Origin of the sequence: Asticcacaulis sp. (assembly GCF_051954415.1) — a bacterium.
Lineage (GTDB): Bacteria > Pseudomonadota > Alphaproteobacteria > Caulobacterales > Caulobacteraceae > Asticcacaulis.
In genome coordinates this window covers 68,710-92,191 of sequence record NZ_JBQCHT010000045.1, presented here as the reverse complement: position 1 = coordinate 92,191, position 23,482 = coordinate 68,710, and the positions used below count along the sequence as shown (strand labels likewise).

Here is a 23,482-nt window from a genome sequence, read left to right as displayed (position 1 = left end):
AGTATACTGTCATTCACCCGCACCTTCATCAGGCCCACCGGACAATGTCCGGTGGATTTCCTGTTTGCGTAACACTGACAAAAATTTCCGGTTTGGGCCTAGGTTGAGATCCTTCACATGTCCGGTTCGGGCCAAAACCTGCGGGTCGCCTTCGCGCCCCAAAGCAGACACTTCCCGAACAGAACGTCGTTACGAACGGAAGCGGACATCGATTAAGTAAATTTCTAATCGAGCGGATAAAAGATTAGGGCCGGCGACTGGGCTTTACGATTTCGTATTTCTTTGTACATCGCGAGCCAAATACCGCAGAACACAATCAATATGCGCGCAAATCATTCGCTATAAATGCCGATGGTATAAATATTTCCCGGCAGCAACCGATTAATAAGCATTCTGTGAAATGATCAGACGTACCTCCGGCGACAGGGAGGACATAAAAATATAATGGTCGCCAAAGTATGAGAGTTCAGTTTGCATAAGCGTTACAACAGTGCTTCAGGCGTTAACCTTGCCAATGACATCGCCCCCATGTTTGTGGCGCATAATCTGCTGGAAGACGCTCCGCACGCTGCGGCCACCGACCGACAGGCCCATCCCCGCCGTAGCTGGCTGCATTACAGCAATCTCAAGGTCGAAGCGGCGATATTCCTCCTGATTGCGCTGACCTTCGCCGCAGTCCTCGGTCAGAAAGCCATAACCAGCCGGCACCTCGACCTCACATCACGGGTCGGTCAGTATTATCCCTTCGTCTATGGTGACAGGGATGATGGCGGCAATTCCTCCATCGATCACGATACGACCAAACCGCTGGTCTGGAGCTGTGACCTGCGCGAGGGCGCGAAATTCGTCTATTGCGGTTATGGCGTGCAATTCGAAGCCCCCGGCAAGGGTAAGGGGATCGACTTTTCAAAGTACAAGAATGTCACGATCCGGCTGACCTATCATGGTGTTGGCGATCATCTCCGCCTGTTGCTGCAAAATACAGCCCCGGCGACACTCGGCAATAAGATCAAGCCTGGCGAGACCATGCCCTTCGTCGCCGAATTTCCCGTTACGCAAGGCGTAAACGAAATCCACCTGAACACGGAGCAGTTCGCCGTCGAACAATGGTGGCTCACCAGTCACGGCGTCACGGCGGACGAGGCCGGCACCGACATGGATGCTATTGTGTCTCTCGCTTTTTCATCGGGCAGCCAGACACCGCACGGAAAATTTGACGTTAAGGTCTCCTCCCTGGCGTTTCACGGCGTCTCGCTGTCCACCGACCAATGGTATCTCATCATCCTGGGCATCTGGCTGATCCTGACCGGCGGCTTTCTCGTCTTCCGCTTCCTGCGGATGCGGCGGCTCTATGAAGCGCGCCAGCGTCAGCAGGCCGAGGAAAGCCGCCTACTGGCCGAGGCCCGCGCGGCCGCCGAGGCCGCCAGTTCGGCCAAGTCGCAGTTTCTCGCCAATATGAGCCATGAATTGCGCACGCCGCTCAATGCAATCCTGGGATATGCCCAGTTGTTGAAGACTACCAAGGCAAGCGAGCGCGACCTGGCCGCCATCCAGACGATCGAACACAGCGGCGAGCATCTTTTGACGATGATCACCGACATATTGGATATCGCCAAAGTGGAGGCCGGCCGGCTGGAACTGCTGCCCGGGGTCTTAGATATCCGTCAGTGCGTCCTCAATGTGGCACAGATGGTTCGTCTGCGCGCGGAAGAAAAGGGCCTGCTGTTCACGGTGCATATCGCCAACGACGTGCCCCGTCTGGTGGTGGCGGACCAGAAACGCATCCGCCAGGTGCTGATCAATCTGCTGGGCAATGCCATCAAGTTCACGCCGTCGGGCGAAATACACCTCGAGGCTTGCTACGTCGCCTCCGCGACGGACGACACCAGGCTGCGTTTCTGCGTTACCGATACCGGTATCGGCATAAGCCCTGACCAGCTCCTGCGGATTTTCCAGCCCTTCGAGCAGGCCGGCAATGCCATCGACAAAAGCGGTGGCACCGGGCTTGGGCTCAGCATTACCTATCATATTGTCCAGATGATGGGCGGCGATATCCGCGTGGAAAGCGGGATAGGGAGCGGCAGCCGCTTTATTGTCGAGGTGCCCTTCGACCGCGCCGATGAGGAAATGGCCAGGCTTGAGGCTCGGGATGCCGTGGCTGTTACGTCAGAGGACAGCGCAACTCCGCCGAGAGAACTTGAAGCTGGCACACCGTTGGTGGCGCCCTTCGGACCGCAACTGGACCACCTGCTTTTCTTGGCGCGCGCCGGAAACCTGCGCGCTATCCGCAAGGCTGTCCCGGAAATCATCGCGGCCGGGCCTGAGTACCGCGGCTTTGCGGAAAGGCTCGATTCCCTGGCCGCCGCCTATCAATCCCCTGCCGTTTTACGCCTGATCGAAGTCGCAGCCAAAGAGAGAGATGCCGCATGACCCACTTGTTACCGCACGGTCAGGACGCATCCCCCGCCCTGCCCCAGATCCTGGTGGTGGACGATACCCCGGCCAATCTTGGCCTTCTGGTCGACCATCTGGAAGACCGCGGCTACGAGGTTCTGGTGGCGCTGGGCGGCCAGGAAGCGCTCGACCGGCTGCGCTATGCCCAGCCCGACCTTATCCTGCTCGATGTCATGATGCCCGACATGGATGGCTTCGAGACCTGCCTCAGGCTTAAAACCGACGCGCGTACCCGCGACATCCCGGTTATTTTCATGACCGCCCTAACCGATGTCAACAGCAAGGTATCCGCCTTTGCGGCCGGTGGCGTCGACTATGTCGCCAAGCCATTTCAGATCGAGGAGCTGATCGCCCGCATCCGGACGCATATCGCCCTTCGCAAGGCGCGCGTCGAGCTTCTGGAACAGAAGATCTCGCTCCAGGCGGAGGTTGAGGCGCGTCACCTTGTGGAAGCCTCCCTGCGCGATTCGGAACTGCGGCACCGTCGCCTCTTTGAAACCGCCGGCGACGGCATACTGGTTATCGATTGCGACGCGCGGACCGTCCATGATCTCAACGCGCAATGCGCCCATATCCTGGCCATGCCGTTGGATGAGGTGCGCGGCCGTTATCTCGACGACCTACCCATTTTCGCGGCCGTCGGCGATGCCCGTACGATCGTCGATACGCTGCGGCAGAGCGGCGAAATGACATGGGCCGAATGGACCTGGGAACGCCCGGACGGGACCACGGTCAGCGTCGAGGTGCTCTGCACCACCTATCGCGTCGGCCACAGGTTACTGGCCCAATGCACCCTGCGCGATGTCAAGGCGCGAAAAGAAGCGGAAGCGCGTATCCGCTACCTCGCCATGCATGACGCCCTGACGGGGCTGCCCAACCGCACCCTGCTGATGGACCGCCTCGGTCAGGGCATAGCGCGCGCGCGCCGCGACCACACGCAGGTCGGTCTGCTCCTGCTCGATCTCGATCACTTCAAACATATAAATGACGGCCTGGGGCATTTCGTCGGCGACGCACTGCTCGAAGAGGTCTCTAAGCGGTTGCGCAGCGTCCTACGCGATAGCGATACGCCGGCGCGTCTGGGCGGTGATGAATTCGTCATCGCGGCCGAAGACCTGTCCGGCAGCGCCGATGCCGAGATCCTGGCGCAGCGCATCCAGGCTGCCCTGGAACCGGACTTCCAGTTCGGCAGCCATACGCTTCGCATCGGCACTAGTATCGGCATCAGCATGTATCCGGCCGATGGAGACAGCCCTTCCGCCCTCCTCCAGGCTGCCGACACCGCCATGTACCAGGCCAAAAAGAACGGCCGCGGCACTTATCGCCTGTTCACCAGCGACCTGACCATGGCGGCCGAACGCTGGCACACCTTGTCTAACGACCTTTATGGTGCCTGTGACCGGGGTGAATTCATCCTTCACTACCAGCCGCAGGTGTCGGTCAGCGATTCCACCATAACGGGCCTGGAGGCGCTTCTGCGATGGCATCACCCGACAGAGGGCCTTATCCAGCCGGCTCTGTTCATCCCCTTGCTGGAGGAACACGGGCGCATGGTGGAAGTCGGCCGCTGGGTGCTGCGTACCGCCTGCCTGCAGAACGCCGCCTGGCAGGCCCACGGCCTGCCCAGGGTCCGCGTTGCGGTCAACCTGTCCGCCCAGCAGTTCTATCGCGGGGATATCGTCCGGGCGGTCCGCGACGCGCTGGATGAATCGGGCCTGGCCCCGGAATGGCTTGAACTCGAACTGACCGAAAGCCTGACGCTCGATGATACCGAAGTGACCGTCAGGGTCATGGAAGAACTGAAGGCAATGGGCGTCAAGCTATCACTGGATGACTTCGGCACCGGCTGGTCGTCCCTGGGATATCTGCGACGGTTTCCGCTCGACAGGATCAAGATTGACCGCTCTTTCGTGCGCGATATCGTGAATGATCACAGTACGGCCGCTATTGTCCATAGCATCCTTGGTCTGGCGCGTGACCTTAATCTCGATTGCGTGGCCGAGGGTGTCGAGACGGCCGACCAACTCGAACACCTGCGCCGCGAAAACTGCGCGGAGATACAGGGTTATCTGTTCAGCCGCCCCGTAGAGGTTGCCCAGATCGAGCATCTTTTGCGTCAGATGCAGAACGGTGCCGATACCGCCAGTTTCCCATTTAAAAAATCAGGCGCCGGCTGACGACTGGCTATACCGCGCTGTTGTTGCGCAATTAACGCCGGAATCGAATTCCAATGTTTGAGCACCGTAAGTTCGAGCGCCGAGGATACGGTTGACATGCTCCCACGTTCTTGCCCCCCGAAAATGGAATTTCTGGAGGTAAGGGCTCACGGGCGGCGGGCGTCTTTCCGCCCGAAGGGGTCATTCGCTATATACTCCGAAAATCCCGATAACGGACATCGAGCGCTCGAACGAAACCGGACAGTTCGGGGTGTCCCCTCACCCAAAATCTGAATATTACGCTTTAGCTACATTTTTCTCTTGAGCTGGCCCTAGGGACCGGGTCCAATAGTCGAAGGGTTCGAAGAATGGAGTTATGTTGTTGCATAAGACTGGACCCTACCTAACTGTCGCAGACCTGTGCCGCCGGCTAGGCGTAAGCCGAAAGGCGTTACGACTTTACGAAGCACAAGGCCTTTTCCGTCCAGAGCGGACATCGGCGGAGTGGCGGGTTTACGGTCCTGATCAAATTGCGCGACTACACCAGGTTCTAGCCCTGAAGCGTTTTGGCTTTCCGCTCAATCGGGTGGCTGAAATCCTGAATGGGAAAGTGCCCGATATCGCCAAGCTGCTGGAGGTTCACGAAAAAGTCGTGGCTTCAGAATTGGAAAGTTTGCAACGCGCCGCCCGACTTCTACGTGCGGCCCGCGCCAAACTGGCCACGCAACAGTCTCTCTCCTCGGACGATCTTATTGTTCTCACAAAGGAGACCCTCATGACTGCGAAGCCCAATCAATTGAATGAAATCTATGACGATATCGCCGCGAAGCATCTGACAGACAAGGATCGTACCGCATTAACGCGCGATGGTGTTCCGATTCTCCTCCAGCCTGATCCCGTCTGGCCCAAGCTGCACGAAGAAGCCTCCCGGCTAATGGCGACCAGTGATCCTGACTCGATAGAGGCGATGGACCTGGCGAAGCGCTGGATGCAAAAGGTGTTTGAGACGACTGGCGGCGATCCGGATCTCACTCAAAAGGTCCGGGATGTCACGCGCGCTCTGAACGACAATCCAACGTTCCAGGCGGCTTCGACTGCCTCTAATTCAATGACCGAATTCGTGCAGCAGGCTTACGCGGCGGCCATTAAGGCGGGCCTGATGGACAGACCGAAAGTATAACGCCTGCACGTCAGCGCCCGTCCTCCCCGGGCGCTGACACCATACGACCCAACCCGCAGGCTGCCCTTTTGACCTTTACGCAGCAAGCTTTCTGCCTATGCAACCAGTTTAAACGAACGGACGAAATCATGATTAAACGCGCGGAAAGCGACGTGGAAATACAGAAAACCTTTCTGGTGATGAACCAACTGCGTCCATTCCTGACCCCTGACACCTATGTCGCTCGTATTCGCGACCTGATGTCCACTCAAGGGTTTCGGCTGGCATTTCTAGAGTCCGATGGGGGCGTCCAAGCGGTGGCCGGATACCGGATACAAGATATGCTCTATTGCGGCAAGTTTCTGAGCATCGACGATCTCGTAACGAACGAAGCGTCACGCTCGATGGGCTTCGGCGCGCAGGTCCTGGATTGGTTGGTTGAGGAAGCCCGGCAGGAAGGCTGCACCCAGATCGAACTGTTATCGAGCACGGCACGTGAAGGCGCACACCGCTTCTATTTTCGCAACGGCTTCACAATTGACGCGTTTCATTTCCGTTGGAAGCTGTAGGTCGAAATCTTTAGGAACAACGATAAGCGAATAATTCGAATATTGAGAGGCACTCAGCGACAGGTGTCAATTCCGAGCAAATACGAGCCGTTTCAGGCGAACATTTCGGGCTCGACAATGGCATCCAAAAATTTTAGCCATTCCCTCTTGAAATCAAAAATTGGCCATCCAAGATTTTGGGCGTGGAGCCGTGCTTCACTCGTTGTTCGTTCAACCTTGTTGATTTGAGGTTTCGCAAATGACACCTACTCTATCATACTTATCATTCGGCCTGGACCCGCTGTCCAATTCCGCCGACCTCGCAGATACTGGCGCACCATGGTATCCGGCTTGCGACGTCCAGAAGCTGGACGAAGAGCGCTACGCGATCACACTGGCGGTGCCAGGGTATGGTCAGGAAAACCTGAAAATCTCGACGCATGATAACCTCTTGACGGTAACCGGGCATAGGCCATCGCCGGATCAAAACGGATTCATTCTTCGTGAGATCGCGACCGGCGATTTTGAACGCAAATTCCAGCTCGCCGATTACGTTTCGGTCACCGGCGCCGACCTGAAGGACGGATTGCTCCGTATCGAATTCGTTCGCGAGGTTCCGGACGAACTGAAGCCGCGCCGGATCGAGATTAAGTCGGGTCAGTCGCCACGACTGCTCCAATCTAATGATAACTGCGAGCGTGCCGCCTAACCCCTGTTTCATTTACTTGATGACCGACAAAGGAGGTAAAAATGGACATCAAGAAACTCAGTCCATGGAACTGGTTTAGCCATGAGGACAATAAACAGCCCGTTAGAGCAGAGCCGGACACTGTTGCCGGCCAGCCCGCGGGCGTTCTCCAGCTCCACGAAGATTTGGAGCGGGCCTTCAACAACGTCCTGCGCAACTTCGGCTTTCCTACATTCTCAACCTGGCCAAGCGCGACGCAACCCCTCTTCCTCCGGCCGCACGTTGATGTCGTGTCCGGCGAACGCGAGTACGTGATTACCATCGAAGTGCCGGGCGTTGACGAGAAGGATGTCAAGCTCGAGCTGGCCCATGACGGCGCCTTGATCATCAGCGGTGAAAAGCGCCAGGAAGTCGAAAACAAGGACAGGAACCTTCACCGTGTCGAACGCACCTATGGCTCTTTTCGCCGCGTGCTATCCCTGCCGGACGACGCAGACCGGGACGGCCTGGACGCCTACTTCAAGAACGGTGTCCTGTCGATCACTTGCCCACGCATCGCTGCAGTGGCCGGCACACCTGTGAAACAAATCGAAATTAAAAAAGTCGCTTAAGCGGCTGCCGCTCCGCCAAAAGCGGGGCGGCGCAATCACCTTTCATTGCCGTCGTATCATGGAACTGAATAAGCTCATTGGCATCTCAGCCTTGCTCTATTCCCTTTCAAACCCGGTCGGGGTCACGCCCATTTTTCTTAGTCTGACAAAAAAGGGGCAGCCTAATTCCGCACCGCGGGTTATTGCCGTGGCTGCGATCTCGGTCGCGCTCCTGCTCGTAACCGCCGCTCTGCTCGGCCAGAAAGTACTCTTGTTCTTCAACGTCGGCCTGGACGATTTTCGAATTGCCGGCGGCCTGTTGGCACTATTCATAGCCTTCGAAATGTTCCAAGCCCGGTACGGTGGCTTTATGCAAACCACCGATGAGAGGACTGAAGCCGAGCAGGATATTCATGGCATTGCCGTAACACCGCTCGCCTTCCCGCTCTTGGTCGGGCCCGCAGAGATGAGCATAATGATCACGCTCGCCGCAGATCGTCCGGCATGGCCGGATAAGCTGGCACTGGTCGGGGTTTCGGTTCTGACGGCACTTATGATTGCAATCACTCTTTTTGCGGCGACGCCGCTCAATCGCCTGATCGGCAAGACTGGTATTAATGTCGCCACGCGGATCATGGCGTTGTTTGTAGCTGCAATCGGTGTGAATTTCATTTTCACCGGGATCAGGGCAGAGTTGCCAGGACTGTTAGCTTAGGTTTAAGCACGATCGAATAAATTCGACCGAAATCTAAGCCCTGCCTGCGATATTCAACACACTTGCCTCTTCGGATGCGATGGCAAGTCCTCAGCCTGGTCTGTGAAGTCGAGGACGGAAAGCCACGGCCGTCCTACTGACAACAAATCCTCCCCGAAATAAGGGACTCATAAAGGCCGACTGAATTCCTGCGTGTTATCCGTGACTCTGTAAATTCGGTCCGAACAGATTCTGAACCGGTGACCACTTTCCAGATGGATAACAATGGGCGACCACAATTCGAGCATATCACCGGATGCACATCTGGCTGCAATTATCGAATCCTCGGACGATGCTATCGTCAGTAAGGGCCTGGATAGCGCAATCCTGTCGTGGAACCGCGGCGCCGAGCGCATTTTTGGCTTTTCCCGTGACGAGGTGATCGGCAAGAGCATCCGACTTATCATTCCACCCGAACGCCAGGAGGAAGAGGATCTTATAATCGGCCGCATTAAGGCGGGCGAACGGGTTGAGCATTTTGAAACGGTCCGGAGATGCAAGTCGGGCGAGTTGATCACCGTGTCGATTACCGTTTCGCCGATCAAGGATGCAGAAGGAAATATCGTAGGCGCCTCGAAGATCGCGCGCGACGTGTCGACCCAGAAGCGAACCGAAGAGCTGCTTCGTCTTGCCTGCGAGGCGGCGGAGCTCGGCCTATGGAATGTCGATGTGCCGAGCAACACGCTCTTTTGGGATACCGCTTGCAGGGCCATGTTCGGAATTTCGCATTCTGACCCGGTCAGTATGTCCGACTTCTATGCCGGTCTCCATCCAGATGACAGGGAAGCCACAATCCGCGCTTACCTCGCGGCGCAGGACCCGATCTCTCGCTCGCTCTACGATGTCGAATATCGCACCATTGGGCAGGACGACGGCAAGGTTCGCTGGGTCGCCGCCAAGGGCCGCGGCATTTTCGATGAAGACGGCCGCTGTGTGCGCATTATTGGCACTACGCTCGATATCACTACGCGCAAGGCCGCTGAACGTCGGCGCGATGTCATGGCGGAACTCACCGACACTATCCAGGACGCGGATACCGCCGAGGCGGTAGATCAGGCGTGTGCCCTTCTGGGGCGGCATTTCGAAGCGTCTCGGGTCGGTATTGGAGACCTTAGGCAGAACGAGGACATTTTCGATTATGCGACGTGCTGGACAGATGGCACTGTGCCGCCGTTGCTCGGAGAGTTCCCGGCGCATATTTTCGGCGTAAAAATCGTCGAACGTCTAAGCCAAGGTGAGACAGTCGCTATCAAGGACCTGTTCAACGATCCTTTGAGCACTGAAGAAGTGACACTGAAAACGGCGACGGACGTGGATACCCGGGCGATACTCGTCGTGCCTTTCCTCAGGGGCGATCGGCTTCGGTCCATCGTCTACCTGAATGCCAGTAAACCACGATGCTGGGCGGCTGAAGACGTCACCTTCATGGAGACTTTCGCGGATCGCCTGCGTCAACTGGCCGATCGTCGCGAAGCCGAGACGGCCCTTGCTGCCAGTGAAGCCCAGTTCCGCACCCTGACGCAGGCAATGCCAAACCATGTCTGGATGGCCAACGCCGAAGGCGTTTCCAACTGGTACAACGAGGAGGCACATACCTATACCGGATTTGCGCCCGGCAGCCTTACCTCGGAGGCTTGGGTGCAACTGGTTCACCCTGACGATTGGGAAAGCGTGCGGGCGGCCTGGCTTACCGCGGTGGAGGCGCGTACCGTCTATGAGGTGGAGTTGCGGGTGCGCCGTGCCGACGGAGCCTATCGCTGGCATCTCGTCAGGGCCGTTCCTATAAAAGGTACGAACGGCGACATAGATCGTTGGATCGGAACGAACACGGATATCCATGACCAGAAAGCCGCATTGCAGGCATATGAGGAACTGACAACGACCCTTGAACACCGCGTGGCTGATGCCTTGGCCGAACGCGCCCTGCTCGCGGTTATTGTCGAAACTACCGACGCGTTCGTACAGGTGGTCGATCTCGACTTTAACTGGCTCGCCATCAACAAGTCGAGCGCCGACGAGTTCGAACGCATATTCGGCATACGCCCGAAGGCTGGCGACAACATGCTGACCATCCTGGCCGACAAGCCGGAGCATTTGGAAGACGTGAAGGCAATCTGGACCCGGGCGTTGTCGGGCGAAGAATTTACCGCCATTGACGATTTCGGCGATCCGATGTTGGACCGGCGTTATTATGAAATGAAATTCAATAGTCTGCGCGATGGCCAAGGCCGACTTATCGGCGCCTACCAATTCGTGTATGACGTGACAGACCGATTGCGCGATCAGGCGCGTCTGGCCGAAGCCGAGGACCAGTTGCGTCAGGCCCAGAAAATGGAAGCCGTAGGACAGCTTACCGGAGGCGTGGCTCACGATTTCAACAATATGCTTGCTGTCGTCTCTGGTTCGCTCGAACTGCTGGATCGGCGGACGGGCCCGGATGATGTTCGCGCCAAGACGCTTATATCCTCCGCCTTGGAAGCTTCACGGCGTGCCGGCAACCTGACCCAGCGGTTACTTGCCTTTTCTCGCCGTCAGCCGCTTCAGCCCAAAGTGCTTGACCCGAACAAACTCGTGCTCGACATGTCGGAACTGTTTCGCCATTCTCTAGGGGCGGCCATCAGCCTTGAAACCGTCTTGGCAGGTGGCATTTGGCGCATTCATGCCGATCAGAACCAGCTCGAAAATGTTCTTCTGAACCTGGCCGTAAATGCCCGCGATGCAATGCCCGATGGTGGCCGCTTGACCATTGAAACCATGAATGCTTATCTTGACCAACGGTATGCCGCATCGGAAACGGGCGTGACCGCAGGCCAATATGCGCTGATCGCCGTCACCGACACCGGGAGCGGCATGCCGCCTGAAGTCATGGCCAAGGCGTTCGATCCCTTCTTCACGACAAAAGAAGTCGGCAAAGGCACGGGCCTCGGCCTGAGCCAAGTGTACGGCTTCGTCAAACAATCGGGCGGCCACGTCAAGATCTATTCAGAAACGGGTCAGGGAACGACCATCAAAATCTACCTCCCACGCCACGTTGGGAGTGACAGTGATATCGAAAAGGTGGCGTCACTTGAACACCTGCCGACTGCGGATGATCGCGAACTGATACTGGTCGTCGATGACGAGGATCTTGTCCGGCAATTCTCGGTGACGGCCTTGGCCGATCTGGGATACCGTGTGCTCGAAGCGGCGACAGCTCAGACGGCGCTTGCCATGATCCTTGACCGCCCGGACATCCAGTTGCTTTTCACGGACATTGTCATGCCTGAAATGAATGGGCGCCAACTCGTGGATCTGGTTGCGGAACGTCGCCCGGATTTGCCCGTGCTCTACACGACCGGATATACGCGTAATGCCATTGTTCATAACGGTGTACTTGACACCGGCGTCGAGCTAATCGGCAAACCGTTCACCCTGGAAGAACTGGCTACACGTGTGCGCGGCGTGCTGGACAAGGCCTCCCTTGCGAAGGCAGCGTCGACTTTCCAAAAGTAGTGCTTAAGTTCACTGTGCCGGCCACACGCACACTATTTGTAATCCTTTGCCCGACCTCAGTTGCCTGGACCCGAGGTGTGACTCACCCTCGGTCACACAAAGGGGAACTGAATCTGTTTACCAGATCTAGTTACTGTAGAATTTATTACAAATTTGTTTTAATATCTACATATGAAGTATCTGATCCTTATTTTATCGTTACCGACCGAGAACGCCACCCTGCGCATGCGGGCATGGCGGGCTGTCAAAGCGGCGGGTGCTGCCGCTCTGCGTGATGGGGTCTATGTCCTTCCCGACCGGGATGATTGTCGGGGAACGCTGCAGAGCGTCGCCGAGGACGTCCAGTCGGGCAACGGCACCGCGTTCCTGGTGCCGGTCGATGTATCCGACGATCCGTTTCTGGGCATGTTTGATCGAAGCGAGGACTATGCGGTTCTGATCAGGGACGTGGCAGCGGCCGTCGAAAGCCTTACGCTTGATACAGCCGGCGAGGTTCTAAAGGCCGCGCGCAAGCTGCGGAAGACCTTCACCAGCACTGCTGCCATTGACTATTTTCCCGGACAGAGCCGCGAACAGGCTAGTGTCGCGCTCCAGGTGCTGGAGCGCAAGGTGGCGCAGGTCCTCTCTCCGGATGAACCGCACTTTGTCGAACATCCGCTCGACCGGCTGGCTATTGCTGATTATCAGGGGCTCATCTGGGCAACACGTCGCCGTCCATGGGTTGACCGCTTGGCCAGCGCCTGGCTGATCCGGCGCTTTATCGATCGGAATGCCAAGATACTGTGGCTGGCCACGCCTGGCGATTGCCCTAATGATGTTGTCGGTTTCGATTTTGACGGCGCGAATTTCACCCATGTCGGGGACCGTGTCACGTTCGAAATACTGGCAGAAAGTTTCGGCCTGACCGACGACGCCATGAAGCGGCTCGGCGCCATCATCCACTTCCTCGATGTCGGCGGTCTGCAACCGCCCGAGGCTGCCGGGCTGGAAGGCGTGCTGAAAGGCATGCGCGACTCGATCCTTGATGATGACCAACTTCTTGCAGCGGCCAGTTTGGTCTTCGACGGCCTGTTCTCAGCGTTCAGAGGAAGCAGCCATGACTGAGGGCGATAACCAGGCCGCGCCGGGGCCAGTCAGCTTTGGTAAGGCATTCGGCTTCTGGCTGAAGCTAGGCTTTATCTCCTTCGGCGGACCGGCCGGGCAGATTTCGATCATGCATCAGGAACTGGTCGAGCGGAAGCGCTGGATTTCCGAGAAGCGGTTCCTGCATGCCCTGAACTATTGCATGCTGCTGCCTGGCCCGGAAGCGCAGCAACTGGCGACCTATATCGGCTGGCTGATGCATCGGACATGGGGTGGTGTCATCGCTGGCGGCCTGTTCGTCCTGCCGTCGCTAATTCTCCTGATCGTTATGTCGTGGGTATATGTCGCCTTCGGCCACGTGCCGCTGATCGCGGGCGTCTTCTACGGTATCAAGCCGGCCGTCACGGCGATCGTTCTTCAGGCTGTCCATCGTATCGGCGGCCGCGCGCTGAAGAACTGGGTGTTATGGGCCATAGCGGCAGCCGCTTTTGGCGCCATCTTCGCCCTGCACGCCCCCTTCCCATTGATCGTGTTGGCAGCGGCAGTTATCGGCGCCATAGGCGGCAAGTTTTCGCCTTCGACGTTTGTCACTGGCGGTGGGCACGGCAAGGCTGCCTCATCCTACGGCGTTGCCCTTATCGATGACGACACACCGACGCCGGCTCACGCCCGGTTTCGCTGGCTGCGCCTTGCGATCGTTATCCTGGTGGGGGTTATCCTCTGGGGCGGCCCGATTGTTGGCCTGGGGCTACTGCTCGGCTGGGATCACACGCTCAGCCAGATGGCCGTGTTCTTTTCCAAGGCGGCCTTGTTGACCTTCGGTGGCGCCTACGCCGTCCTGCCCTATGTTTATCAAGGCGGCGTGGAAAACTATGGCTGGCTGACCGCGCCACAGATGATCGACGGCCTGGCGCTCGGTGAGACGACGCCGGGACCACTGATCATGGTTGTGACCTTCGTAGGCTTCGTCGGTGGCTGGACCAAGGCCTATCTCGGCCCGGACGCGCTTCTGCTGGCGGCGATCGTCGCCGCAGTGGTCGTCACATGGTTTACATTCCTGCCGTCGTTCCTGTTTATCTTCGCCGGTGGGCCGCTGATCGAAACGACGCATAACAATCTTAAGTTCACCGCGCCGCTGACCGCGATTACGGCCGCCGTGGTGGGCGTGATACTGAACCTGGCGCTCTTCTTCGGGTACCACGTGCTGTGGCCGAACGGACTGGGAGGCCCTTTCGACTGGGCCTCCGCCGTCATCGCTTTGGGGGCGGCCGTGGCGCTAATCCGGTTCAAGGTCAACGTGATGTTTGTGATCGCCCTTTGCGGCGTGATCGGTCTTCTCACGCGGTTGCATTTCGGTTTGTGAGCGGATTTTCCGGCACTGCAGATCCCGAACCCTCATACATCATCCTCCGGACCGAAAACGGATATTCTGCTTACCGAGCGCCTATCTCGCGGTCACTTTGTCGGTAATAGAACTGCTCGTCCGTAATCAACCTGGCTGTTACCTGTGATCCAGTTGCCTATCAGTCGGAAGTACCCCTCGGTGACGCGCGTGTTACGCCGGCTTCCATCAGGCGCCTGCACAAATTCGTACATGCCGTGGTCGGTTTCGGGAAAGACATAGACGTCGATCGCTTTTCCTTTTTCCCGGAACCGCCGCAAGGCAGCTGTCGTGGCTGCTATTGGCGCTTGCCGGTCTTGTTCAGCGATCACCCACAATATTGGAATGTTGAGGTGGTTTAGCGTTGTCGTCGAATTATAATCCCAGATGATTTCCAGGTTGTCGAAGACGGCGCGTCCGACGCGGCGCAGATCGCTGTCGTTCATGCGCAGCATATCCCCGCTATATTCCCCGTTGACGAGATGAACCCATTTCTCATCCGCTGTTTTTCGCCTCAAACTTTCCAGCGCCTCGAAACCCCTGGTGAAATGCGACGCAACAATCGTGGCAGTGGTCCCTGATAACTTTCGGATTTCCGCCGCCTCGTGGTCGTTCAAACCCAAGGTCTCCGCTTCTAAAAGCATCTGCTCCCGGTCTTCATCGATCGGCGACGTAACCAGTCCAAATCCAACGGCGACAAAATCGACTTTCGAGCGTGTCGCCGCGAGCGGCGCTACCCAGCCGCCCTGACTTTGCCCCCAATAGCCCGACCTGCTGAAATGCCCCTGAGCCAGGCTTTGCGCATGGTTCATCGCGGCCGCCGCGTCATCAGCCAACAACTCGAAATTCTGTGTATAAAATCCGCCGGACCGTCCTGTCCCGCGCTTATCGTAGGTAAAAACGGTCATGCCTTGTGCGGCAAGCAGATATGCCCGGTTATTACCTATGGCTGGTTCGGTTTCCGAGCCATGGACCATCACCACAAGGGGACGGATCGGTGCTACGCCGGCTCCTGTAGGTTCGACGAGTTCGCCAACGAGGACGGCGTCCGCCACCGGAATCTCTTCGCGTGTCCGCTTGAACACCCGCTGCTCAAGGCGTACTTCTCCAGAGGTCTCCGTTTTCAGGATCACGTATCCCCGGCCGCAGGAAACGGGGCTGTCCGGTGCCAAGGTGCTGCCGTAGCGGCCGTCCAGGATCAGATATCCTAGCCCGGGTGAAGGAATCCAGTCCTTGGCTTCCAAAACGACCACATCCTGGTCAGGAGCCCCATAAGCGCCCGGCTCACAGATCGTTTCCGCAGACCGCGCTATCGGGGCAATGGACATGGCAAGCCCCAGAATTGCCGCGCAGCGCAGCGGCGTTTTGAATAAAATGCGCATGATAAATTTTCCGGCGCCTCTGACGCCCCCTTCCCACGATCTGGTTTAGTTGCTGCCTGCGTCTTTGGCCGTCCTTGAGAGCCGCATGGTCAAATCGTCGTGGGAAAACCATTTGCCATGAGTGAATACTCCACGGACGTCTGCGGCATTCCGAATATCGACGAGCGGATTGGCGCCAAGAAGGATAAAATCCGCCCGCTTGCCGACTTCGATCGTGCCGGCCTGATCGAGTTCTCCGAGATATTTCGCCGAATTTACGGTCGCGGCCTGGAGGGTTTCATAAGGCGTGAGGCCCGCTTTGACGAACAACTCCATTTCCTGGTGTGGCGCGTAACCCGGCACCAGGGCGCCGAAGGCGTCAGAACCAATCAGCAACGGAACCCCAGCATCATGCAATTCCTTGGTCAAGGTAAGCAGAAGACCCACGTTCTCGTCGAAATGATGCGCGACACTGGTACGATCACCGACTGACAGAAGAAACTTCGAAAAGACGGGAACAAGGCCAGCTCGGTACTCGTTTTTGTTCGGGTCGAGACTTTCACGGCGCATGCTGTCCGGCAGGTATTGTAGACGCGGGTCATGTGCCAGGGCGTTAAATGACTCGTCCGAAACATAAATTGGAATCATAGAATAAATGACGATTGTCGGATCCCAGTAAACGCTGGATTGCGCGATCTGCCTGACCACACCCGCACGGTAGGCGTGGTCCTGAAGCCGCGAGATGTTGTGATAATAAGCTGTCAGGAAGTGATTTATATTCCCCTCCTCTTCCACACCGAATTTCGCCTCCTCACCGAGGGCTGAGTCTTGTGAGATGTAGAGCAGTTCCTCGACATGTTCGACGCTGTCCATGCGCAGCGTTTCGGCGAGGGGCATCATGTGCTGCCCATGCCCTCTCACGCGCAAGCCCCGCGCCCGAACGCCCGCAATGATCGCATTATAAAGCTCAGGTGAAAGATCGCCATGAACCTTGACGGCATCGTAGCCCCGGTCAACGTGGTCTTGCAGCACCTGGTCGACTGTGGACATCGAGATGTTACCACTGTCCAATTGCGGACCGCTGACAAGGTAGCGCGGACCATCCATTGACCCCGCGGCAATGCTGGCGCGTAGGGCCAGGTGGTCATACTTGCCGTTGCCATCGGCTATGCCCATGTTGAAAACCGTCGTAATGCCCAGCGCCAGATTGAGGTCGAAAAAATCCTGTGGCGGCATACGTAGATGGACATGCATGTCGGACAACCCAGGCATCAGATATTTTCCGTGACCGTCGATATGCGTTGCCGACTGATACAAAGCTGCCGAACGAATGTCTGTTATGGCGACAATCTTCCCGTCACGCACGATGACAGACCGATCGAAGAGGACCGTTTCCCGTGTCATTGGCACGACGTTCACATGGTCCAAGATGAAGTCAGCATTGCGATCCCGGGGCACCTCGGCCCTGGCAGGGACGACCGTGGCGGTGAGTACTACGATTATGAGACTAACGATTTTGTGCATATGCCCCTCTTCATTCAAGCCCATCCTGACCATTCAGAACCGGATTGGTAAGAACAAGAGGCGACAAATCGTGCTATTAGATGCACAATTGCAGATTAAATTTCTGTAATTATCATATGGTTTCAATATTTACTTTTTAATTTTAACAAATAACGTAATTATTATTTTTAATAATGCTGAATATTACATACAAAAGCCGTCATTATGCACCAAATCCTCATCAAGATATAATGTATACGCCGCTTCACATCCTTTATTCATAGGTTTTGTAGTGGAAAATGATAATTGGTCGCGCCCGTGGTCATCGTGCCAAAACCCAATCAAGACAGTTGACGCCGAGAGACCTCTTCATCAATTGCCGCTAATAAAAAATACCTTTCAACATGATCTCGTTTGCGTAGTCGCTATGGAAGCTGGGTGGTCTTGCGGTGGCCAGGCCGCCATGTCCTCCCCATGGAGGTTTAATGCGTCGGGAAATCTAAAAACAACACATCATCAAATTTTTTGATATAAGATAATTTTTATTTGACACAAAATCGTTCGTGCAGTGTCATGCCTCCGTCACAAGGTCGCCTTGACCAGATGCAGACGAAGGGGATTACAGAATGAAAAAGACACTGCTGTTAGGCACCGCATTGAGCGGCCTAATAATGGGGAGCATGGGCACCGCTTTCGCGCAGGACATGGCAACCGGACAAACGGATGCGACCGCTAAATCGGACGGTGACACGACTGAGGTTATTGTTACCGCACAAAAGCGCCGTGAAAAGGCTCAAGACGTGCCTATCTCGATGACCACGTTCAGTGAAAAGCAGCTGCAAGATCGCAACATTACTGATCTTTCCAAGCTCGCGAACTATACGCCCAGTGTAGAAGTTACGCCCGGTCGCGAAGGCGGCGCCGGCTTAACAGTACGCGGAATTTCCACGGGTGTGGGTGGTGTCGGCGTCGATCCCAGCAACGGCGTTTATGTGGATGGAGTCTATATAGCCCGAGACTGGGTCGCTATGCAGAGCTATCTGGATGTTAGCCGTGTTGAAGTTCTGCGGGGACCTCAAGGGACGCTATACGGGCGCAATAGCACGGGCGGCGCTTACAATATCTATCACAATGCGCCTTCGAAGTTCTTTGAAGCTGGCGCGAGCGCCGAACTGAAAAGCTACAACGGGCAGGAATACCAAGGCTACATTTCGGGTCCTCTTTTCACGGACAAGCTTCTGGGACGTCTCGCTTTGGGCCGGACCACCGGTGATCAATATGGCAAAAATCTCCAGACCAACAGCCGCCTAAAGTCGGCCGACAGCAACGAATACCAGGCTGCTCTGGAATTCCGTCCGACCGACACATTTGATATCATTTTGCGGGCCGATCAGTACATCGATCACAGCGCGGGCTCGGCTGTCTATCACCTTGTTCGCCAGGGCACCGTGAACGAAGACGCGAATTTCCCTTCGGACTATTATGAATATTACTCTGATTATCGCCAGGACACGGATTTCCTCAAGAATCGGGGCTGGTCTGCGCAGGCGACCTGGGACATAGGTGGCGGCTACCAGGCGAAATCGATCACTGGCGGCCGGTATGTTCATACATCCTCTCAATATGATAGCGATAATACCGAACTGCCGATCTACACGGCCGTTCGCGACGACGATTCGAAAACCTTCAGTGAGGAACTGCAACTCACTTCGCCCACCGGTGGGCGGTTCGACTGGATTATCGGCGCTTTTTACTACACGGAAGATGCGCATGATCTGACCACAAGTGGCGGTCCGACAGCCCTCACTCTTCCGACCGGTCTTTTTACGGGCGCTACTTATGCGCCGCTTAATATTAGTATCCCGTTCGAAAACCGGAGTGTATTTGACTCCACCAATAACACGAAGTCGACGGCCTTATTTGGTCAGTTCCGATATGCTTTCACCGATAAATTGAAGGGTACCCTCGGGCTGCGCCAGACACACGAAGAACGGACCTTCAACGGATATGTTCGGCGGCAATTTTCCGACGCGGACGCCGGCTTTAACCCCGATACGGCGTGCCAGAACCTGATTGCCGACAGCGACGTGACCTACCCCGCCGATTCCGCAACCCAGCAGTCAACCTGCGCCTCTTACGCCGCATATTATGCGGACTATTACGTCTCTACGACCGACGTGGCGGTCGCTCGGTCAAAACAGACCCTGACGTTCGACAATCTTTCGGCGCGTTTTGTGTTGGATTATACGCCGAACGCGGACACCCATTACTATGCCTCGGCGACCTCAGGGTTTAAGAGCGGTGGCTTCAATTCGTACGATACGAACACTATCCTCGTCGATACCAACGGCGATGGTTACGTGACTGTAGATGATGCCGGGATAATCAATTTCCAGCCGCCGTTCGATCCGGAAGAACTGTGGTCTTACGAAATCGGGGTGAAGGGGAAGGCGTTCGATCGCAAGCTGCAGTATGCCCTGGATGCCTTCTACTACGATTGGAGCAACATTCAGTCGCAAATCTATAACTATGAGGACAGAACGTCTTATATTACAAACGATGCCAAGGCTAAGGCGATGGGTATTGAGTTCGACGCCGTTTCTCAACCTTGGACGAATGGTAGCATTGATTTCAACGGTGCTTGGATCGAAAGCGAGTACACGCATTTTGGTTCAACCATCAGCGATGTCATCACGAGCACGACAGATCAAGACTTTACCGGGACCCCACTGCCGGGCAGCCCGAAGTGGAAGTTTAACCTCGGTGTTCAGCACACACTCTTTTTGAACGGCAAAGGCGACTTAACGCTGCGCGGCGAATACCAACTTCGTAGTCCCACCTACTTCGTGTACTCGCGTGACCCAATCGCGAGAAGTGGTGGCTACAACCTCACGAATCTTCGCCTGACCTACCGTTCGGCGGATGCTAAATACTCCGTTGGTATGTACGTCGAAAATGTCTTTGATGAGCGTTATGACTATTACCGCTACGGATCCAGCGACACTGGCGTGATTGCCATTGTCGGCCGTCCCCGGACCTTTGGTTTGCGGTTATCGGCATCGTACTAAGTTAAAATGAAAGCCTATAATACGGGTCCGGTTCGCTGGGCCCGTATTATATTGGCCAGGGACATTAGGGTGAAAAATGAAAAGGCGTAACTTTCTGTCTGGTGGGAGCGCGGTCCTGGGCGCCGCCCTGATCCACCGCCCCGGGCGCGCCGAGTCGTCTGCGCGCGTTGCCCTGGAGACAACCAGTGGCACGATCGTCCTGGCCTTAGCATTGGACCAGGCTCCAATTACCGCTCAGAACTTTCTTCGATATGTCGATGAGGGACGATTGAATGAGGTGACTTTCTATCGCGCCATGAAACGATCGCCGGAGGCAGGGCTTATACAGGGCGGAGTCGGCGATCGCGCCCTCCCCCCAATTCCCCATGAGCCTACGAGCTTAACCGGACTCACTCATACGGACGGCGCCATCTCCCTGGCGAGATGGGCCCCTGGTACAGCCACCTGTGAATTTTTCATCGTCGTGGGTGACATGACCTTTCTTGATGCAGGAAAGGCCAGCGTCGGCGACAATCAAGGTTTTGCAGTCTTCGGTCATGTCACTTCGGGAATGGATGCCGTCAGAAACATCTGGTCTTCGCCAGTGTCACCTACAGAAGGGGAAGGTGTCATGAAGGGCCAGATGTTGGCGCCTCCGATCCCTATCACCAAAGCCGAACGAACGGTTTGAATGCAATACCCGAGATCAGGCTCTGGCGAGGCTCGGCGTACAAAGAAACAGCAGGAGCGCATCGGCATCCGACCGGTTGGCAATCTGGTGGGGCAGTCGCGCATCAAAATGCATGCTGTCGCCGGCTCTCAGGATCGTCTCCTCATCTCCAGCCGTAGCGAAAAGCTCTCCTTCGATGACATAACGGAAGTGCTCGCCATTTCGCTTTTCGAGAGGATAGGTATAGCCCGGCGGAATACGAATAAGCATTGCATCCATCAATCGCTCGGGAAACTCTGCCGAGAGGTCGACATAGGTAACCGGAGAGGAAAGGTTCAGTCGGTTGGGCGCGTCGCCACGATTTATGGTGGCCTTGTGAAGTGGCAGGAAATAACTCACATCTTCATCGAGCGCCGCACTGAGCGCCATTAAAGAGTGCAATGACGGCACGGTTTGATTGCGCTCGGCCTGCGAAATAAATGGCGCTGATAGCCCAGATTTCACGGCCAATTCCTGGAGTGTCATCCTCAACGCCTTGCGACGCTCTTTGATTCTTTCCCCCACCGGCAGAACAGGCTTTTTGGGAACCGGCCACGGTGACTCGTCTACCAAGCTAGTTACATCAGGTGTCTGGTCTATAGTGGTTTTAGGCTTCATTGTTATTCCCAGTGGGAGCGTCACATAGTGATAATACACATACGCCAGAGCTCGTTCTAAGCATAATTGAAGTGGCCAGTATATATTATAATTCATCAATTCAGCGTAAGCCCAAGACCCTTTCCCCGAATGCCTTATGCTTTGCAGGTTGAAGTTAGTGGCTCGTCGCGACGCTTAGAGGGATCTTGTGTAGCTTTTTCACGACTGATCCACGCGTCGACTTCTTTAGACAGTATTTCAAGTGGCACCGCACCATTCAGTAAAATCGCGTCGTGGAAGCGGCGTTCGTCGAAACACTTTCCTAATTCCGTCTCCGCTCGAGCGCGAAGCCGTTTGATTTGGATTTCGCCGATCTTGTAAGACAGTGCCTGCCCGGGCCACGAAATGTAACGCTGGACCTCCGTGTCAATGTTATGCGGACTCAACGCGGTATTCTCGAGGAAACACGCCTTTGCCTGATCGACTGTCCATCCCTTGGTGTGAATCCCTGTGTCTGCGACCAGCCGACAGGCCCGCCACATTTCATAGGATAGACGGCCGAAGCGCTCATATGGGGTGCGATAAATTCCCATCTCCTCGCCAAGCCATTCGGAATACAGTCCCCACCCTTCCCCGAACGCGGAGTAATATCCGTTCCGCCGGAAATCGGGCAGGGCCAGATTTTCCTGTCCCAATGCGATCTGAAGATGATGGCCCGGGACGCCCTCGTGGAGCTCCAGCGCCGGGAGTTCGTAGAGTGGGCGCTGATCCAAATGGGACGTGTTTATCATGAGCCCACCTGCGATCCCACGTGCCGGGTCCCCCTGGAAATACCTTCCCGTCGTATAACCCTCCTCAATGGACGTGGGCACCGGACGTACGCCGTAGGTCAGACGCGGAAGCGTCGCGAAATGTGCCGGCAATTGATCGTCGATCCGCTTAGCGACCTCCGATGCTTTCTCAAGCAATTGCTCGCGGCTTGTGGCGTAAAACTGCGGATCGGCTCGTAAATAGGCAAGAAAGGCCGCCGGCGTACCCGTAAATCCGGTTTCGCGCATAACAGCATCCATTTCACCACGAATGCGCGTCACCTCATTCTGCCCCAGGTCGAAGATGGCATCAGGCGACATATCGGTTGTGGTATAGCGTTTAACCAGCCACTCGTAGTACGCTTTCCCGTTTGGCAAGGTCGTGACAGCGAGAGATCGGCGCGCATGAGGCCTGTATTCTTCCTTAAGAAAACGGACGAACTCAAACTGCGCAGGACGTACTTTCGCTTCAACTATCTGCTTAGCTTTGGCGACGTACTCCGCCTTTTCCGCGGCATTGAGGCTGGCCGTCGCGCGGACAACAGGCGCAATAAGGAAATCGGTGTCCGTGACGGGGCTCGAGGCCGCACTTTCGGCACGTGCTAGCACGACAGCAACGGTAGGATCTGCCTCTGTAAAACCGGTCTGGATGCCGCGTCTGGCATTTCCAATGTTGTCATCGTAGTAAGCTGGTATTTTGCCGAGCAAATCTATCCAACGATTTATGTCATCGGCCGAATGCAAAGTCACGCCGCTGGCCAAATATACCAGGTCAACGTCGAAGCCCCCATCACTGTTGAAGGGCAAACGGGCTTCGTCGAATTCCAGAACCCCGATTTGCTCATCCAACGCGTAGGCAAGGAGGTCGGCGTTCAGCCGATCTTCATCCGACCAGCCGCGCCGATCTAAAACGTCCAGTCGGCTTTTAATTGTTTTCAGGGCATCGCGCCGCCGCTGCAAGTCCACAGGCGTAACCGCCGGCAACGCGAACTCCCGCCCATTTGCGCCTTCAGCGGTTCCACGCGGCAAGTTTTCATACGACTCTATCACTGCGCCAAGTGGGGGAATCGTCGCCGCGCCGCTTTGAATATTGCCCATCAATCCAAAACAGAAAACCGCCGAGGTTAGAAGCAGAGTTTTTCGCATAGTGT

General features: G+C 56.2%; 16 protein-coding genes and 1 pseudogene. 13 read left to right on the top strand and 4 right to left on the bottom strand.

Annotated elements, in window-relative coordinates:
• Positions 1 to 471: 471 nt before the first annotated feature.
• From ACTHND_RS17345 to chrA, 11 genes and pseudogenes are all read left to right on the top strand, one after another.
• Positions 472 to 2,430, top strand: coding sequence for a sensor histidine kinase (locus ACTHND_RS17345; RefSeq protein ID WP_440179223.1), 1,959 nt, complete (start codon positions 472 to 474; stop codon positions 2,428 to 2,430).
• Entirely contained in the window at positions 2,427 to 4,631 is a 2,205-nt protein-coding gene (locus ACTHND_RS17340) for a putative bifunctional diguanylate cyclase/phosphodiesterase (RefSeq protein ID WP_440179222.1), read from the top strand. Before ACTHND_RS17345 ends, ACTHND_RS17340 begins: the two co-directional genes overlap by 4 nt.
• A gap of 355 nt (positions 4,632 to 4,986) precedes the next feature.
• Positions 4,987 to 5,205: pseudogene (locus tag ACTHND_RS17335) on the top strand (MerR family transcriptional regulator); the annotation flags it as partial.
• A gap of 15 nt (positions 5,206 to 5,220) precedes the next feature.
• Positions 5,221 to 5,790: a MerR family transcriptional regulator gene (locus ACTHND_RS17330; protein ID WP_440179321.1), complete on the top strand. Its 570-nt coding sequence runs from the start codon at positions 5,221 to 5,223 to the stop codon at positions 5,788 to 5,790.
• Positions 5,791 to 5,918: 128 nt separating this feature from the next.
• Positions 5,919 to 6,338, top strand: a complete 420-nt coding sequence (locus ACTHND_RS17325) for a GNAT family N-acetyltransferase (protein WP_440179221.1) — start codon at positions 5,919 to 5,921, stop codon at positions 6,336 to 6,338.
• Positions 6,339 to 6,576: 238 nt separating this feature from the next.
• On the top strand, positions 6,577 to 7,026 hold the full coding sequence (locus ACTHND_RS17320) for an Hsp20 family protein (RefSeq protein WP_440179220.1): 450 nt from the start codon (positions 6,577 to 6,579) through the stop codon (positions 7,024 to 7,026).
• A 41-nt stretch (positions 7,027 to 7,067) separates the two neighbouring features.
• Positions 7,068 to 7,616 (top strand): Hsp20/alpha crystallin family protein, encoded by a 549-nt coding sequence (locus ACTHND_RS17315; RefSeq protein ID WP_440179219.1) that lies wholly within the window; start codon positions 7,068 to 7,070, stop codon positions 7,614 to 7,616.
• Between the two features lie 58 nt (positions 7,617 to 7,674).
• Positions 7,675 to 8,310, top strand: a complete 636-nt coding sequence (locus ACTHND_RS17310) for a MarC family protein (protein WP_440179218.1) — start codon at positions 7,675 to 7,677, stop codon at positions 8,308 to 8,310.
• A 264-nt stretch (positions 8,311 to 8,574) separates the two neighbouring features.
• On the top strand, positions 8,575 to 11,841 hold the full coding sequence (locus ACTHND_RS17305; protein ID WP_440179217.1) for a PAS domain S-box protein: 3,267 nt from the start codon (positions 8,575 to 8,577) through the stop codon (positions 11,839 to 11,841).
• Positions 11,842 to 12,012: 171 nt separating this feature from the next.
• A complete protein-coding gene (locus ACTHND_RS17300; protein WP_440179216.1) occupies positions 12,013 to 12,945 on the top strand; it encodes a chromate resistance protein ChrB domain-containing protein in 933 nt (310 codons plus the stop codon).
• Positions 12,938 to 14,287 (top strand): chromate efflux transporter, encoded by a 1,350-nt coding sequence (gene chrA / locus ACTHND_RS17295; RefSeq protein ID WP_440179215.1) that lies wholly within the window; start codon positions 12,938 to 12,940, stop codon positions 14,285 to 14,287. Before ACTHND_RS17300 ends, chrA begins: the two co-directional genes overlap by 8 nt.
• A gap of 92 nt (positions 14,288 to 14,379) precedes the next feature.
• Here chrA and ACTHND_RS17290 read toward each other — a convergent pair whose 3' ends face one another.
• Both ACTHND_RS17290 and ACTHND_RS17285 read right to left on the bottom strand, forming a co-directional pair.
• Entirely contained in the window at positions 14,380 to 15,687 is a 1,308-nt protein-coding gene (locus tag ACTHND_RS17290) for an alpha/beta hydrolase family protein (RefSeq protein WP_440179214.1), read from the bottom strand.
• A gap of 45 nt (positions 15,688 to 15,732) precedes the next feature.
• Entirely contained in the window at positions 15,733 to 17,190 is a 1,458-nt protein-coding gene (locus tag ACTHND_RS17285; protein ID WP_440179213.1) for an amidohydrolase family protein, read from the bottom strand.
• A gap of 605 nt (positions 17,191 to 17,795) precedes the next feature.
• Here ACTHND_RS17285 and ACTHND_RS17280 point away from each other — a divergent pair.
• Positions 17,796 to 20,237, top strand: coding sequence for a TonB-dependent receptor (locus ACTHND_RS17280; protein ID WP_440179212.1), 2,442 nt, complete (start codon positions 17,796 to 17,798; stop codon positions 20,235 to 20,237).
• Between the two features lie 76 nt (positions 20,238 to 20,313).
• Entirely contained in the window at positions 20,314 to 20,907 is a 594-nt protein-coding gene (locus ACTHND_RS17275) for a peptidylprolyl isomerase (RefSeq protein WP_440179211.1), read from the top strand.
• A gap of 15 nt (positions 20,908 to 20,922) precedes the next feature.
• Here ACTHND_RS17275 and ACTHND_RS17270 read toward each other — a convergent pair whose 3' ends face one another.
• Positions 20,923 to 21,543 (bottom strand): helix-turn-helix domain-containing protein, encoded by a 621-nt coding sequence (locus tag ACTHND_RS17270; RefSeq protein ID WP_440179210.1) that lies wholly within the window; start codon positions 21,541 to 21,543, stop codon positions 20,923 to 20,925.
• A gap of 134 nt (positions 21,544 to 21,677) precedes the next feature.
• Positions 21,678 to 23,477: a DUF885 domain-containing protein gene (locus tag ACTHND_RS17265; protein ID WP_440179209.1), complete on the bottom strand. Its 1,800-nt coding sequence runs from the start codon at positions 23,475 to 23,477 to the stop codon at positions 21,678 to 21,680.
• Between the last annotated feature and the right edge of the window lie 5 nt (positions 23,478 to 23,482).